This window comes from Armatimonadota bacterium, assembly GCA_022563855.1.
In the GTDB taxonomy this organism is placed as follows: Bacteria; Armatimonadota; Fimbriimonadia; order Fimbriimonadales; family Fimbriimonadaceae; genus JADFMN01.
In genome coordinates, this window is the sequence record JADFMN010000006.1 from 37173 (window position 1) to 52338 (window position 15166).

At 60.3% G+C, this 15166-nt stretch carries 18 protein-coding genes, 1 tRNA gene and 1 other RNA gene; 8 read left to right on the top strand and 12 right to left on the bottom strand.

Annotated elements, in window-relative coordinates; translation table 11 throughout:
- Positions 1–66 precede the first annotated feature (66 nt).
- Together IH944_08795 and IH944_08800 are read left to right on the top strand one after the other, a co-directional pair.
- Entirely contained in the window at positions 67–549 is a 483-nt protein-coding gene (locus tag IH944_08795) for an Rrf2 family transcriptional regulator (protein MCH7904646.1), read from the top strand.
- A 17-nt stretch (positions 550–566) separates the two neighbouring features.
- Complete coding sequence (locus IH944_08800; GenBank protein MCH7904647.1) at positions 567–944, top strand: iron-sulfur cluster assembly accessory protein; 378 nt, start codon at positions 567–569, stop codon at positions 942–944.
- On the opposite strand, the gene IH944_08805 is transcribed toward IH944_08800, so the two are convergent.
- Together IH944_08805 and IH944_08810 are read right to left on the bottom strand one after the other, a co-directional pair.
- Complete coding sequence (locus tag IH944_08805) at positions 941–1567, bottom strand: lytic transglycosylase domain-containing protein (protein MCH7904648.1); 627 nt, start codon at positions 1565–1567, stop codon at positions 941–943. The two genes, IH944_08800 and IH944_08805, sit on opposite strands and share 4 nt — an antisense overlap.
- Positions 1568–1978: 411 nt before the next feature.
- Positions 1979–2070, bottom strand: a tRNA-Ser gene (locus tag IH944_08810).
- 275 nt (positions 2071–2345) lie between these two features.
- Between IH944_08810 and IH944_08815 the strand changes: the two genes are divergently transcribed.
- The 4 genes from IH944_08815 (at position 2346) to IH944_08830 (ending at position 5910) form a co-directional block, all read left to right on the top strand.
- Positions 2346–3113, top strand: a complete 768-nt coding sequence (locus tag IH944_08815) for an enoyl-ACP reductase (GenBank protein MCH7904649.1) — start codon at positions 2346–2348, stop codon at positions 3111–3113.
- A 2-nt stretch (positions 3114–3115) separates the two neighbouring features.
- The gene (locus IH944_08820; GenBank protein ID MCH7904650.1) at positions 3116–3979 is read left to right on the top strand and encodes a hypothetical protein; all 864 of its coding nucleotides are present in this window, start codon (positions 3116–3118) and stop codon (positions 3977–3979) included.
- Positions 3976–5088 carry an ATP-grasp domain-containing protein gene (locus IH944_08825; GenBank protein ID MCH7904651.1) on the top strand — a complete coding sequence of 371 codons (1113 nt, stop codon included), beginning with the start codon at positions 3976–3978 and terminating at the stop codon, positions 5086–5088. The genes IH944_08820 and IH944_08825 overlap by 4 nt, the downstream gene beginning before the upstream one ends.
- A 90-nt stretch (positions 5089–5178) precedes the next feature.
- Entirely contained in the window at positions 5179–5910 is a 732-nt protein-coding gene (locus IH944_08830; protein ID MCH7904652.1) for a 50S ribosomal protein L25, read from the top strand.
- A gap of 65 nt (positions 5911–5975) precedes the next feature.
- On the opposite strand, the gene ssrA is transcribed toward IH944_08830, so the two are convergent.
- The 3 genes from ssrA to IH944_08845 all read right to left on the bottom strand — a co-directional run bounded on the left by ssrA (position 5976) and on the right by IH944_08845 (position 7838).
- Positions 5976–6333, bottom strand: a transfer-messenger RNA (tmRNA) gene (gene ssrA / locus IH944_08835).
- Between the two features lie 91 nt (positions 6334–6424).
- On the bottom strand, positions 6425–7195 hold the full coding sequence (locus IH944_08840) for a 4-hydroxy-tetrahydrodipicolinate reductase (protein MCH7904653.1): 771 nt from the start codon (positions 7193–7195) through the stop codon (positions 6425–6427).
- Position 7196: 1 nt separating this feature from the next.
- Entirely contained in the window at positions 7197–7838 is a 642-nt protein-coding gene (locus IH944_08845) for a hypothetical protein (protein ID MCH7904654.1), read from the bottom strand.
- 114 nt (positions 7839–7952) lie between these two features.
- Here IH944_08845 and IH944_08850 point away from each other — a divergent pair, with 114 nt between their 5' ends.
- Both IH944_08850 and IH944_08855 read left to right on the top strand, forming a co-directional pair.
- Positions 7953–8411, top strand: a complete 459-nt coding sequence (locus tag IH944_08850) for a 2TM domain-containing protein (protein ID MCH7904655.1) — start codon at positions 7953–7955, stop codon at positions 8409–8411.
- A gap of 8 nt (positions 8412–8419) precedes the next feature.
- A complete protein-coding gene (locus IH944_08855; protein ID MCH7904656.1) occupies positions 8420–9133 on the top strand; it encodes a metal-dependent transcriptional regulator in 714 nt (237 codons plus the stop codon).
- 422 nt (positions 9134–9555) lie between these two features.
- On the opposite strand, the gene argH is transcribed toward IH944_08855, so the two are convergent.
- From argH to IH944_08890, 7 genes are all read right to left on the bottom strand, one after another.
- Positions 9556–10944 carry an argininosuccinate lyase gene (gene argH / locus IH944_08860; GenBank protein ID MCH7904657.1) on the bottom strand — a complete coding sequence of 463 codons (1389 nt, stop codon included), beginning with the start codon at positions 10942–10944 and terminating at the stop codon, positions 9556–9558.
- Complete coding sequence (locus IH944_08865) at positions 10945–11544, bottom strand: carbonic anhydrase (GenBank protein ID MCH7904658.1); 600 nt, start codon at positions 11542–11544, stop codon at positions 10945–10947.
- Positions 11541–12728: an argininosuccinate synthase gene (locus IH944_08870; GenBank protein MCH7904659.1), complete on the bottom strand. Its 1188-nt coding sequence runs from the start codon at positions 12726–12728 to the stop codon at positions 11541–11543. Before IH944_08870 ends, IH944_08865 begins: the two co-directional genes overlap by 4 nt.
- A 20-nt stretch (positions 12729–12748) precedes the next feature.
- Positions 12749–13138: a fluoride efflux transporter CrcB gene (gene crcB / locus IH944_08875; GenBank protein ID MCH7904660.1), complete on the bottom strand. Its 390-nt coding sequence runs from the start codon at positions 13136–13138 to the stop codon at positions 12749–12751.
- 4 nt (positions 13139–13142) lie between these two features.
- Positions 13143–13733, bottom strand: coding sequence for a hypothetical protein (locus IH944_08880; GenBank protein MCH7904661.1), 591 nt, complete (start codon positions 13731–13733; stop codon positions 13143–13145).
- 71 nt (positions 13734–13804) lie between these two features.
- Complete coding sequence (gene coaD, locus IH944_08885) at positions 13805–14287, bottom strand: pantetheine-phosphate adenylyltransferase (GenBank protein MCH7904662.1); 483 nt, start codon at positions 14285–14287, stop codon at positions 13805–13807.
- Positions 14288–14685: 398 nt separating this feature from the next.
- Positions 14686–15111: a GNAT family N-acetyltransferase gene (locus tag IH944_08890; protein MCH7904663.1), complete on the bottom strand. Its 426-nt coding sequence runs from the start codon at positions 15109–15111 to the stop codon at positions 14686–14688.
- Positions 15112–15166: the final 55 nt, after the last annotated feature.

Below are 15166 nucleotides of genomic sequence, written 5' to 3' on the forward strand. Positions count from 1 at the left end.
CAATATAATGAATATAATACAGAGTCACAATCAGGTTGATTCACAGGGCAGGAGCGTGAAAGCAAGATGAAATTCAGTGCACAGGAAGAGTACGGGCTTCGATGCCTTGTGACGCTTGCGGGGGCTGACGATGGGGGCACGATGACTATCCCGGTAATAGCAAAGGCCGAGGGACTGACGCAGTCCCACGTTGCGAAGCTGCTCGCGCTTCTTCGCAAGAGCGGGTTTATCAACAGCACGCGTGGCCAAGCTGGCGGATACGCCCTGGCCCGTCCCGCCTCACAGATCAGAATTCGAGAGGCCTTGGATTGCCTCGGTGGACGGCTGTTCGCCGATGAGCACTGTTCGAGATATTCGGGCACGGTCGACGAATGTGTGCATACTTCTGACTGCGCACTGCACTCCCTTTGGAGCGACATCCAATCGGCGGTGGACTCGGTGACGGACCGTCTCACATTGGATCAGATTATCTGCAACAGCTCACCGATTCCGATACACTTGAGCGCAGCGTCCGGTTCTGCCACAGGACCGGGGAGGGGCAAGTCGTAGCGACTCACCGCAAGTCCATGGAGAACGCTGTGTCCGAAACGCCGAATCCGGTCGACTTTCCGGTATCGATTACCGAAGAGGCGCTAGCGCAGGTCAAGAGGCTCATCGAACGAAAGGGCGAGCCAGGTTGTTTTGTCCGACTCGGAGTGAAGGGCGGTGGGTGCAGCGGGCTCGAATACGTTTTTCGACTGGACACGAAACCGTCCAAGTTCGATCTTTCTAAGCGAATCGACGACGTTGAGTTCGTGTGCGACGCCAAGTCCGCAGCGTTCTTGAACGGCGCGACGCTTGTTTGGACCGGGAATCTAATCGGCGGGGGGTTCTCGTTCGACAATCCCAACGCGGTGCGGTCTTGCGGATGCGGTACCAGCTTTACGCCAAAGCCTTCGTCCTAGTCGTCGCTGTAGCCGCATAGACGCCGGTACATCTTGACGACCTTTGCGATGTACGCTTCGGTCTCTTTGTAGGGTGGGATGCCGCCGTACTTTTTGACCGCTCCTGGCCCGGCGTTATACGCCGCAAGCGCCAGAATCAATTTCTCATACTCGTCCTCGGCATCCTTCCCTTGGCGATCGAGATGACCGCGGATCGTGCGAACGGTCCCGTACAGATTCTGGCTGATGTCGAACGGGTCGGCGATGCCCAGCGCCTTGGCCGTTCCAGGCATGAGCTGGCCGAGCCCCATCGCGCCTGCGCCGCTGACGACGGTCGGGTCAAATCCGCTCTCGGCGAGCACCATCGCGAGAATCAGCCTGGCGTCAACGCCGTACTGAACGGAGTATGCGACGATTCCGAGCGCGATCTGATACACCTCGTCATCCGACAGCTTCTTGTTGTAGTGCCGGATGAACCCCATGTACTGGGGGAGAACAGCCGCGACCTGCGCAGAAATGACCGGTGTGTTCTCCTTTGTCGGCTGCGTGAGGAGCGGAATCTCGCCAGGCAACTGCTTCGGCCGCTCTGAATTCGACTTTGCGATCTCGTCCTGCCGTTTTCGCGCTTCAGCGGCTTTTCGCATCTCGTACTTCGCGATTTCGTGTTCAGGAATGACGCCGAGCAGCGTTATTTCCGGATCGGAGAATTCGGTCGCCCTGCTGGCGCTCACGAGAAGCCGGGCTCGGACGCCGCCTACCGTCAGCCACTCGGGAACTTCGCTGCACTCCACGAGAATCGGTCTTCCGGTCGTCGAGTTGATGATCAGCGTTATTCCCGCCGGACCGTCGATAGCTCCGGACACCGTCCCAGAGACCTCAAGCGTTCGCTCGCCGACGAGCGTCTCCAACGCCGCAACGCCTGCGGACTGGACGATTTTGTGCTCGGCTCTCAGTTTGAGATAGGTGTCGAGAGGCTCGTCAGTCCCGATCGACGGACTCGCGGTGCTCAGCGCTATAGCTGCCAACAGGATGTTCATGCTTCGGCGAATTCGTTCTGGCGGACAGACCGGGATTCGAACCCGGGAGGAAACTTTCGCCTCCTACTCCCTTAGCAGGGGAGCGCTTTCGACCACTCAGCCATCTGTCCGCTAGCCTCATTATAGCTATGCCAACCAAAATTCAAAGGCTGATTTCGCCTTTCGACGCTGGTGCGAATTCACGGATCCGCCCTAAGGATGCCTGCTCCCTGCGCCAACCATTGTGCTGGATGTAGGCTCGCTTTGCACCTCGCTTACGGGCCAACAGGGGCGATTTAACATCCGAGGACAACAAGCTAACCGCAAAACACGAGTCAGCGACAGCTGACAACGGGTATTCGGCGTCCCGCCTCGGCGGGGCGTCTTTTTTTGCCATAATCCACGCATGTTGCTGGAAGGCAGACGGGGTCTTGTGCTCAACGTCACGAACAAGAACAGCATTGGTTGGGCGTGTGCCGAGGCCGCAACGCTTCACGGCGCCGAAGTAGGCGTTGGCGCAGTCAATGAGAAGACGCTGTCGCGGGTGAACGCACTAGCGGAGGGCAACGACCGGATGAAGACGTTCTGCGTGGACTTCTGCGACGACGATCAGATAGAAGCGCTGGTCAGCGACGTCAGCGACAGGCTTGGCAAGATCGACTTCTTCGTTCACTCGGCCGCGTTTGCAAAGCGTGAGGACTTAGAGGGCCGTTTCATCGAAACATCTCGCGGCGGATTCGCAGTGGCGATGGACGTGTCGTGCTATTCGCTAGTCGCGCTCTGCCGCGCCCTCGAACCGATCATGAACGACGACGCAAGCGTGATGTGCATGTCGTACCTCGGGTCGTCGCGCGCTGTCGGCAACTACAACGTAATGGGCGTCGCAAAGGCGGCGCTGGAATCGACGGTTCGGTACTTGGCGCAGGACCTCGGTGGCCGGGGTATTCGCGTCAACACGATCAGCCCAGGTCCGATGAACACGGTCTCGGCTCGTGGAGTGAAAGGACTTATCGAGATGATCGAAACGGTCAAGGAGAAGGCTCCGTTGAAGCGCGACTATGGCCAGAGCGAGGTGGCCGCAACCGCCGTTTATCTGATGTCCGACCTAAGTCGAGGCGTGACCGGCCAGCTGATCTACGTCGACAGTGGTTACAACATCGTCGGTCTGGCCTAAGCATGCGGGTTCTTACGGTGCCAAACTGGTCTTTCGGGCGCGACACGGACTTGCTGCGGCGGTTCGATTCGATCTTGAGCGAACGCGCCGTGGACGTGCACTACCTGGCTTCCGACGTTGACCACAACCGCACGGTGAGCGCTTTTTCCGGCTCGACCGACGCCGTTGAGGGCTGCCTGATCGCGATGTGCGGGGAGGCGTTCGACAGGGTTGATTTGAACAGGCACGTCGGGGTTCACCCCCGGATCGGCGCGCTCGATGTGTGTCCTTTCGTTCACCCTTGGCGAGACGACGACAATGACCTCCATGCCTGGGTTGAATCCATCGGGGGGGCGATTGCCGAGAAGTTCGAGGTGCCGGTTTTCCTGTACGAGCTGTCAGAGCGCGGACGCCACGCAGCGGACTTGCCAACGCTCAGAAAAGGCGGATTCGGCTCTCTCTTGGACCGGAAGATCGAACCTGACTTCGGCCCGAACGTCGCGCACGAGCGGCTCGGCGCAACTGTGCTTGGGCTCAGGCCGTTCCTCATCGCGATCAACGTGAACCTCAAGGCCGAGGACGGGCGAGTCGCCAAGCAGATCGCCAAAGAAATTCGCGATGGCCGCAAGGCGGGCGACGAGCGGTTCGCCGGAGTCCGAGCCCTCGGCCTTGCGATACCATCGCGCGAGATGTCGCAAGTAAGCCTCAATCTGACGCAGCCAGATCGAACCCATCTGGACTCGCTCGTACAAACGATCTCAGTCAGCGCCCAAGCGCTCGGTACCGAGGTGATCGGCACGGAGCTGATCGGTGTGATTCGAGACGTAGACATGGAGCACACGACGATCGTCGATGTGCGGCCTGAGCAGGTGATCGCGACGAGATGAGGCCGTTCGACATCGGTTTCCTCGGCGGCGGCCAGCTCGCGCGCATGTCGATTCACGCCGCCCAGAGAATGGGCCTTGCTTGTCTGTCGCTCGACCCGGGAACCGATACGCCAGCGAGCCAGGTTGCCAAGGCGATCGCCGGCAGCCTGAGTGACACCATGCACGTCGCAGAGCTGTTTCGCTCTTGCGAACGCGTCACGCTTGAGAACGAGTTCATTCCGGCGGAGACGATCCGCGACGCGATGAAGCTAGCCGGACGCGAAGAGAGCGCCTTGCTGCCCGGAACGTCGTCACTGGAGACGACGCAGGACAAGCTTCTGCAAAGGCGCACATACGACAAACACGGCGTGCCGAGTCCGAAGGCTGTCGCGCTTTCAGACGATGGCGAGGAAGCAGTGGCGAAGATCGGTTTTCCGATGGTGCTGAAGTCTCGGTTCGGCGGATACGACGGCAAAGGGACGCGCTACGCAAACGATCTCGCCGAGCTGGACAGCTTCAATCGCCTTTGGCGCGACGGCGGCTGGTTGGCAGAGCAGTTCGTGGCGTTCCGGCGTGAGTTAAGCGTCATGGTCTGCCGCAGCGCCCAGCAGACGACCTGCTTTCCGACGGTCGAGACACGCCAGTCCAATCTCGTGTGCGACCTCGTCCTGCCGTGCGACGCGGACGCCCGCGAAGTCGCCGTCTCGGCGGTCGAGGCGATCGACGGGTTCGGGCTGTTCGGCGTGGAGATGTTCGAGTTGGAGAGCGGCGACATCGAGGTCAATGAGATCGCACCGCGACCGCACAACGCCGGGCACTACACGCTGGACTGGGGAGGCGTCAGCCAGTTCGAGGCCCACATCAGGCTCGTCATGGGTCTGCCGCTGCCAGCGCTCTCGGGACAGGAGGTCTGCATGGCAAATTTGCTGGGCATCGAGGGGGCTGTCAACCTCCGGGGCGCAGTCGCCGCAGCGATGGGGCCAGACGCCGCTGTATTCGTCCACTGGTACGGCAAGCGCGAGGTTCGAGACGGTAGGAAGATGGGGCATTTGAACGCGGTAGGCGCCGATTGCGTCCAGCGCGCCCATGCCGCGAGGGAGCGTTTTCTACGCGCCTGGGCGGGTGCCTGAGACGCCAGCTGCCCGGAGGCAAGAACCCGGCTCCGGTATAATCGCCCCGTTGTGTTGGCGCCGAAGTGCGGTGCCGTGTTGGAGTTGTTGATGGCTACGTTGCATGTCCAGAGTCGCGAGAGGGCGAATAGCGCAGAGGTGCGCCGCTTGCGCAAGAAGGGCATCTTGCCGATGGCCCTCATCGTCAAAGGGAAGGGCACTCGCCTCGTGCAGGCTACCGCGAGCGAAGTGAGGTCAACGATCCGATCCGCAGGCGGTGTCGCCGTCTTCGGTCTTGACGTCGATGGCGAATCTCGCCAAATGAACGTCGTCATCAAAGACGTCCAGCGCGACGTCATCAGCCGTGCGGTCGTGCACTTGACTCTTCAGGAGGTCAAGGAGGACGACATCATCAAGATGCAGGTGCCGGTCATCATCGAGGGCGAGCCGGAAGCCGTGAAACAGCGCGAGTCGACTCTGTTGGTTCCACTCGTGTTGATCGAGGTGCAGGCGAGGCCCGGTGACATTCCCGCCTCGATCACGCTAGACGTTTCGGGCATGGGACCGAACGACAAGATCGTGATCGCAGACGTTGATTTTCCAGAAGGCGTAGTCTCGATCCATCCTGACGATGCGGTCATCGTGACGACCGCGCCAGCCAAGGTGGTTTCGCTCGAAGTTCCTGTAGCAGAGGGCGAAGAGGCCGTTGTCGAGGAAGAGCTCGCCGAGGGCGAGGAATTGGCGGAGGGCGAAGAGGCTGCAGAGGGCGAAGCGACGGAGGAAGGCGCAGAGGGAGCAGCCGAGGGAGCCGAACCGAAGGCGTCAGAAGAGAAAAAGTATTAGACATCCTCGTTGGGAAAAAGAAGGCGGCCACCTATTGCTAGGTGGCCGTTCTTCTATTCAATCCCTGGTGGAGGCGGGGGGAATTGAACCCCCTTCCAAAACCGCCGTACCCAAAGCGTCCACGAGCGTCTCCCTCAAACTAGTTTTCAGAGTCCGCTAATGCCTGAGGGCGGGCCACGCGGTCACCTAGCCTGATTTTTTTAGGCCGCTGGGCTGCAGGCGGAAGCCTCAACGGACGATTCAGCTTTTACGCGGCTAGCTTCAGACCCGGCTAAAACGGTTCCAAAGGGCCCGCAGCAGTTTTAGGCTGCGTAGGCGAAGTTATCGTTCGCAGTTACGTTTATTTGCCGCTTTTTACGAGGCCAGCGGCGCCTCGGCTCGCAACTAAGGGTCGGTCCGGCTCTGTCGAACCCTGACGCCCCCATCGCTCTCGACAGTATATAACATCGGTCGGAAGAAAGTTGTTCCATGGCGAATATATGTCTTACAGGACTTATAAGACTTATCCTGCGGATCACATCAATCTATCAAGCCCAACGACGAAATCGCTCAAGCCCTGCACCTTTCGCACAGCCAGCTTCACCCCTTCCATGAACGACGAACGGCTCATCGAATCGTGGCGGATCGAGAGCACCTCGCCGGGGCCGCCGAACATCACCTGCTGGTGCGCGACCAGGCCCGGCAGGCGCACGCTGTGAACGTGCACACCGTCGACGGACGCGCCGCGCGCCCCTTCAAACTTCACGACTTGCGTCGGGTCTTCACCGGGCTCGCCGCGGGCCGACGCGATCAACTGCGCAGTATAAATCCCGGTTCCCGACGGCGCATCCCTTTTGCCGTCGTGGTGCATCTCGATCACCTCCGCATCGGGCATCCACCGGGCCGCCTCTTCCGCAAACCGCATCATCAGCACCGCTCCGATTGCAAAGTTCGGCACGAGAATCCCGCCGACGCCATTCAGTCTGCATGCGTCGGAGACTTCTTCCTGCTGCAATCGCGAAAGGCCGCTCGCCCCGATCACCGGACACACGCCGCTGTTCGCCGCGCGCACCGCGTGCTCCGTTGCGCTGTCCGCGTGTGTGAACTCGACCAGCACGTCGCAGTCCTCGACCGGCTCCGGCAGGAAGTTCGTGATCGACAGGCCAACGAGCGGCGACTGAACGTTCTCGCCGGTATCGACGGCCAGCGTCAGCTGCATATCCTCACAAGAGTCGAGCGCTCGCAAGGTTTCGGACCCCATGCGCCCGGCGGCGCCGACGACCCCAACGCGAATCCGGTTCGTCATATCAGTCAACTCGCTCGAGTACCGTGCCGCTGTCCCGCAATTCGATGCGCACCGGATCACCTTCGTCGTCTACCCAAGCCTTCGTCTTGTCGTACATGACGAGGTGCGTCTTGACCTGTCTGCCGTTCACCGTGATCGTTCGCTCGCCCATATATACGACGACCGTTTCTACCCATGTGCGGGTCTGCAAGTCGAATCGGAAAAAGGTCGTGCGTCCGCCTGCTGGAATCTTGTCGCGGATGAACCAGAACTCTGACTTAGCGGCGATCGGTTTGCCAATCGGCCTCTCGACGCGCCCCGTGCCTCTCTCACCCGCGGAACGGATTTCGAGGTTGACTCCGGTCGAGTCGAACGTTGCGATGATCGTCTGCTTCGATCCTCCCGGCGAGGTCGCTGACTGGAGCTTTCGTATGGGGAAGCCGCGCTTGTCGTAGACCGACTCCTGAATTATCGTGACGATCTGCCCGTCCGCGCTGCGCAGCTCGAGGGTCAATTGGACGTATTTCGATCCGTCCTCCTGAATTCTGTTGACCAGCGTGCCCGTGCCGCGCAAACCGGACTTGCCGCTCACCTTCAGCTTGGTTTCCCCAGCAAAGCACACACATGCCAGCCCCAGGAGGGCAACAGTCAACAGGTTCTTCATCGTCTTCGCACCAGTCTAGCGGTTTTCTTTGATGGCCCGGCACAATCGCGTAGTCATCGACCATAAATGCTCGCATCCCGCGCGTGAACAAATCGTATACAGTATGAATGAACGATGGATGACGCGCGAGACCGACTGACGACGGACGAAGACGTCGATGAAATTCTAAAGCTGGCCGTGCGACGCCAGGGCGGCTCACACGGCGACCTGCGCGCGCGAATGCTTGAAGCAGCGGACGAACTTGGAATATCCGACTCGGATCTGCAACAGGCCGAAGATGAGTACTTGCAGCAGAAGATCGACCGCGATGAGTTCGATGAATTCAGACGCAAGCAAAGGCGCGAGTTTCGCCAGCACCTGTTCTGCTACGTGGTCACCAACGCGCTGCTCGTTGGAATCGATGTCATGGCTGACGGGGGGATTGACTGGGCGATGTGGTCGATACTCGGATGGGGCATCGGTATCGCGTCCCATGCCTGGGCCACGCTGAATAGCGACAGTCAGCCGTTCCAAGAGGAGTTTGAGAAGTTTCGCGACAAGAAGAGAAGGCGCGCTCGCAACCGCCCAGTATAATCCTGGCGATGGCGACCCGCGATCCGATGACGTTGCGAGTTCCTGCTAGTTGCCGACCCGGTCAGCAGGACAAATCTGCGCGACTTTTCACTGAGAGCGTGGAAGAGTACGTCGAGGGCATTTACCGCTTGCAAAAGGAGATGGACAAGGTCACAACCGGCGAGATCGCGACCTACATGATCGTCACGCCCGCGTCGGCGACGAACATGATCAAGAAGCTCGCCGCTCTCGGCCTGGTTGACCACGTGCCGTATCAGGGCATCAAGCTGACGAAGCACGGCGAGAAGATGGCCCGACAAATGACGCGCGCGCACCGCGTGATCGAACGGTTCCTCGTCGACGAACTTGGCCTTCCTTGGAACGACGTTCACGAACTTGCCTGTAAGCTGGAACACTACATCAACGACGACATCATCGACATCATCGACGACAAGCTCGGCCATCCGACGACCTGTCCCCACGGCAACCCGATAGACGCGGACGCTCCCGATTCCAGTTTCCGTCTCGAAGAGGCTTCATCCGGTCCGTTGACCGTCGTGCGGATCAGCGACGAGCGCAAGGAGTTCCTCGAACACCTTGAGAAGATCGGTCTGAAGCCAGGCGTGAAGTTTGAGGCGGTCGGTTCAACAAAAATAGATCGACTGATCCATCTCAAGGTCAACGGCAAGAAGGTCACCGTCGGCGCAGAAGTCGCACGGCATCTTTGGGTCGAGCCGAGGTAGTTGGCCGAGGACTCACGGGCTGTCGCGCCGTTCGTCTTTTGAGTGTCGAGTGCTGAGTGCTGAGTGCCTCGCCAAGTCCCCTCGACCGTCATCCTGAGCGGATCGAAGGAGCGCGGTTGAGGGGACGGCTCCATCTGCACGATTTCGAATCCGCTCGGGCGTTGCGCTGAGTGCCGAGTGCCGAGTTCTGAGTGCCGAATGCTTGAGGATGAAGGATGAGGAATGAACTGGGGGCGACCACCGGGCGACTACCAGGCGACAGCAAGTCAGGCGAGGCACGATAATGGCGGGCGCCCACGCGACCTGGGCAATATGTCGTATAAGTCCTATCGGACCTACGCTCTCGTCGCGTTGCCCCGAAACGCATTGCAAGCAAGCTGTCCGAAGAGCCGAGAGCAAGGTCGCGCGGGAGTGCCGCGCTCCTAGTACGGCTGCATGAATCCCTCGGATTTCAACAACCCGTTCGCCTGCTTGATCTGCTTTGCGACGGCCTTTGGGCCAGTGCCGCCCTCGGAGTCGCGGGACTTGACGCTGTTGGCCGTTTTGAGCAACTTTAGCGCTTCAACTGATACAGATGGAGCGATTTCTTGCAAGTTTTTCTTCGTCAGATCCTCCAAACCGATGCCGCGCTCCATGCACGCCCGGACGGCCTTTCCGACCACCTTGTGCGCTTCGCGGAACGGCATTCCCTCGTGCGTCAGAAAGTCTGCGAGGTCTGTCGCTGTGGAGAAGTCGCCCACCGTCGCGGCGGCCATCTCTGCCGTGTTCCATCGAGCGCCCTCGACCATCTCGGTCATCAAACGCAGGGAATCGAGGCATAGCTGCAGAGACTCGAAGAGCGGCGGCTTGTCGTCCTGCGTATCGCGGTTGTAGCCCATCACCAACCCCTTCATCGTCGTCGCGACCGACACGTAGTTCCCGACTGCGCGGCCCGCGCGACCGCGGATCAGCTCGGCCATGTCCGGGTTCTGTTTCTGAGGCATGATCGAAGAGCCCGTCGTGAGAGAGTCGGGCAAACACACCCACCCGAACTCCGGCATCGACCAGCACACTGTCTCTTGCGCCATGCGGCTAAGGTCGAGCATCACGAGAGAGCAAATATGTAGCGCGTCGAGAACATAAGACCGGTCGCTCGTCGCATCGAGCGCGTTCGGGATCGGTGCATTGAAACCCAGTTCGTCAGAAGTCATTCGGCGATCGACAGGGAAGGGCGTGCCAGCCAAAGCCGCCGCGCCGAGCGGAGAGTAGTTCGTCACTTCGTAAAGGTTTTCGAGCCGCCAGCCGTGCCGCTGGAAAGACCAGAAGTGAGCGAGCAGGTGAAAGCCGAGAGTGATCGGTTGCGCGTGTTGTTGGTGCGTGACGCCGGGCATCAGCGCACCCTTGTGCGCTGTCGCTTGTTTCAAAAGGGCTGACTGCAAGGACTTCACCGCGCCCTGCATCTCATCGACGCGCCCGCGAAGATACAGCCTCGTATCGGTCGCGACCTGGTCGTTGCGGCTGCGCGCAGTGTGCAGCTTCCCCGCGACGTCCCCAACGATCTTGCGCAGACGCACCTCGACCGCAGTGTGGATGTCCTCGACGTTCTTCGGGAGCTTCGCCGAACCCTCCTTCAGAATCTGCTTCAACCCTCTAACCAATGAAGCGGCCTCTTTCTTCTTGATAATCCCAGTCGCCCCGAGCATCCGCGCATGCGCGATCGAGCCCTCGACGTCCTCGCGCCAGAAGGCCAGATCAGACTCGATCGACTGGCCGAACCGGTCTGCAAGCTCGCTCGAAGACTCCTTGAACGCGCCACCCCACATCTTCTTCATCTAAAGCGTCCTCTCCCGCTGTTCCAGTATGTCCACGCGGCCTGATTCCATGTCGTACACAGCGCCGATGATCGACGTCGTCCCGTTTGCAATCGCCTTCTTCAGCTCGTACGACTCCTCGCGCAGTTTGCTGATCGTCTGATAAACGTTCTCAATGATCGTCTGGTACATCACATCGTCCTTGTTTACGCTCCGCGCGCGAGTCAGCGCCGCGCTGATCTGATGCCGAAGCATCCCGCCGGGGCCCGAGGCCTGCCCCTCGACGATCTGTGTGACTGCCAGGCATCCTGTGTGACCGATGACCAGCAACAGCGGCACCTTCAGCTCGTCAACCGCGATTTCGATCATCCATTTGACGCTGTCTGCAGAGACGTTGCCGGGAGTGCGCGCGGCGAACACCGTGCCGAGCGGCTGGTCGAACACGACCTCCGGCGCGACGCGGCTGTCGCTGCACGCGACGATCGCGGCGAGAGGCTTCTGACCTTTTGCGATCTCCTGCAATTGTGCAAGAGAGTACGTCTCACGCGTGCTCTTACCGTTGCGAAATCGCTCGTTCCCCGCGAGCAGCACGTCCAGTGAAGCCTTCGCGTCGTCGGTCATTTGTCCGAGAGCTTCTTGAACAGCAGGCTTTCCATGCCGTGCGTCTGGACCATGCCGGTCATCTTGCTCTGCTCGAGCTCGTCCACGTCGTCGAACGATGCGGCTGCTTCGCTGTACAAAGCGTCGTCAGAACCGCGCGACGTGACCTGTAGACCGCCTTTGAACAGCCGTATCTTCACCCAACCGTTCACGCGCTTCTGCACTGAGCCGATGAACGCGTTGAGGTCGCCCATGAGCGGCTCCCACCAAAGTCCGCGATAGGCGGTCTCCGCCCACTGCTGATCGACGTGGGCCTTGAACGCCCGTTCTGCGTGCGTTGTCACGAGCGCCTCCAAATCGCGGTGAGCCTCGATCAGGACGGTCGAGCCGGGGCACTCGTAGTTCTCGCGCACCTTCAGGCCGATCATCCGGTCCTCCATGATGTCGATGCGTCCGACGCCGTGCTTCCCGGCGATCTCGTTGAGCATGAGGATTGCGCCGAGCGGCGTCACGGACATTCCGTCGATCGCGACCGGGTTGCCGCTCTCGAAAGCGATCTCGACCAGCTGCGGCTCACCCGGTGCGTCGGACAGCGAGGCCGTCCACTCGAAGATCTCTTCGGGCGGTTCGCAGGTCGGGTCTTCGAGTTGGCCGCCCTCGATCGAGCGCCCCCAGAGGTTCTCGTCGATCGACCATATTTTGTCCTTGCTCTGCCCGATCGGCGCGCCGACTTTCTCGGCGTACTCGATCTCCCAAGACCGCGTCAGGTTCTTCTCTCGCACAGGCGCAAGGATCGGGATTTCGCCCGCGAACATCCGCAGCCCGTGCTCGATCCGGAACTGGTCGTTCCCCTTGCCAGTGCATCCGTGAACGAACGCGTCCGCGCCGACCGCAAGCCCTTTCTCAGCCGCGAGCTTCGCGATCAGAGGCCGCGCGATCGCCGTCGACAACGGGTAGCCGAAATAGTCCGCGTTCGCATGGACCGCAGGCATGCAGTACTCGCTGGCGAACTCGTGCTTCGCATCGAGGGTGTAGTGCTCAGTCCCCAGGACGGACGCTCGCTCCTCGGCCTGTGCGATGTCCTCGGCGGGCTGTCCGACGTCGACGGTCACGGTCACGATCTCGTCGAACCCCTCCTCACGCATCAAGGGGATGCAAACGGTGGTGTCGAGCCCACCCGAGTAGACGATCAGCGCCTTGCCCATAGGCGGATATTTTGGCAGGATTACGCGCTGAGCTTCTGGGCCAGGGCAAAGCCCGCCCACGCGAACAGAACTCCGAGCAGAAGTGCTGCCAGCGCGTTGGCGAGCATGGGGCCGACCTTGCCGGACTGGAGCAACAGAAGGTTTTCGCTGGAGAACGCAGAGAACGTCGTGAAGCCGCCCAGCAAACCAGTGATGAGCAGCAGCTTGCTGTTCTCGCTCCAATCCTGCGTGGCCGCGATCAAAACGACGAGCCCGATAAAAAACGATCCGACGACGTTGACGATCATGGTTCCCCATGGGAACTCTTCGCCGATGTACTTGACTGCCGCTAGTCCGACCACGTAGCGCAGGATCGCGCCCACTCCTCCCCCAAGGCCGATGAAAAGCGTCTTCGCGAGCGTGACGTCCACGGATTTACTTGATAGAACTCTTCTCTGGCTGGCGCTCCGTCATCGCCGTGACGACAGCGTTCGGCGGCAACTTCGGCTTTTCGAGTTCCGCTCTCCCCCGTTCGACGTTGCTCATCACCTTGCTCACGACCGCTTCGAGGTTGTCGAGAGTGTCCATGGCAAACCGGTCTGCCTCGCGCCGCAGGTACGACGCGTCGGACTCTGCCATCCGCCGAATCTCCCCGGCCTGCGACTTCGCCAGCTTCAACACCTCGTTGTCGCTGACCATCTGTTCCTGTTGCAGCCTTGCGTGCTCGAGGATTCGCTGCGCTTCCTGGCTAGCCTCTTCGGTCGTCCGGGCGGCCTCTCGCTTGGCGTGATCGATGATCCTGCTGGCTTCGTCGTCTGCCGCATCCATCACGCGCTCGGTCTCGCGCAGCAGTTGCGACGCCTCTTTGACCTCCTTCGGGAGCGATCCCTTGATCCGGTCGATCTGTATCTGGAAGTCCTCTCTTCGGTACCCGACGGTCAGCCCGAACAGCGATCGCGGTTTCTCGACCAGCTCGTTCAAGTTGTCGAGCAGTCGGAAAACGTCAATGTTAAAATCCTTCTTCATCGTATGCCTGCCCCGATCCGAGGTTCCAATATATCACGTCGCGAAATCGATCAGCGCCAAGACAGCGCATGTCATTTTGCCAGCTTGTCGCGGATGCGCTCTGCGACAGGTCCCGGAACGAACGACCCGTAGTCGCCGCCCAGCGCCGCTACTTCTCTGACGACCGAGCTGGCCAAAAAGGAGTATTCGTCGCGCGTATTGAGGAATACGGTTTCGATCTCAGGAGCGAGCCGCTTGTTCGCGCTCGCCACGCGAAACTCGTACTCGAAGTCGCTGATCGCGCGCATTCCCCGCACGATCACCTTGCAGTCGTGCCGTCGGGCAAAGTCGATGAGCAGACCGGTGAACTCCACGACCTGCACGTTTTCTATGTGGCTGGTGCACTCGCGCAAGGCGGCGACGCGCTGATCCGGCTCGAGGAACGGGTCCTTCTCGTCGTTGTGCCCGACCGCGACGATCAGCTCGTCGAATATGCCAGCCGCCCGCTCGACCAGGTCGATGTGACCGAGTGTCGGAGGGTCGAACGAACCGGGATAGATCGCCAGCCGCGCCATCGCCCCCAGTTTAGCTCAGGGCTTCATTCAATGCTGAGTGCTGAGTGCTGAGTGCTGAATGGGGAGTGCAACACGCAGAATCCGGCACTTGGGTCAAATGATCAATGGATACAGCCAGTCTCCTCAACCGTCATCCTGAGCGAGCCTGTCCTGAGCGGAGACGAAGGAAAGGAGCGCGGTTGAGGAGACGGCCTTAGCCACAGAACGTCGAAACCGCACGTGCAGGTCTGGAGACCCGCACCACAAGGGAGGGCGGTGATTTATGATTGATGTTTGGAGGAGACTGCTAGGCGACAACCAGGCGACGGCAAGGCGGGCGACGCATCACTAAGGGAGGGCGGCTAGGAATAGGAAGCGGTCAGCGACTGGAATCGACTGTCGTCAGCTGCATCGGCGCGTTAGCAGTCCAGGTGCAAGCGTAGTAGCCGCAGCCCTGTCTTTTCGTCCAGTCGCTCGCCAACGACGGCGAAGCCGTAGGCATCATAAAATGCCCTGCCAATCTCGTTAGCCTCGAACACCTCAAGCTCGAGGTGATCGCGGGACGCTCTGGCATGGTCCATCAGCGCACGACCAATCTCCTTTCCGTGCAGCGCTGGAGCCACAAAGATTCCCCCAACCTCGTGGCCCAGCAACGAAATGAACCCGGCCACCCGCCCCTCTCTCTCGAAAACCCAGGTTTCCCCAACCGGGAGGAACTCTTGCGAGATATCCCTCCGCTCCTGCTCGAACAAGTCGCGAGTCCAGAAAGGATGAGCGACCTGCGAAGCGTCATACCAGACGTCCAACAACTCGGCCAGGTCGTCCGTGTCGTACTTGCGAATCATTTGATGTCGCCTCTCCTGCGGCTGCTAACATATCTTCTTGATGCCTCGGTAGTGC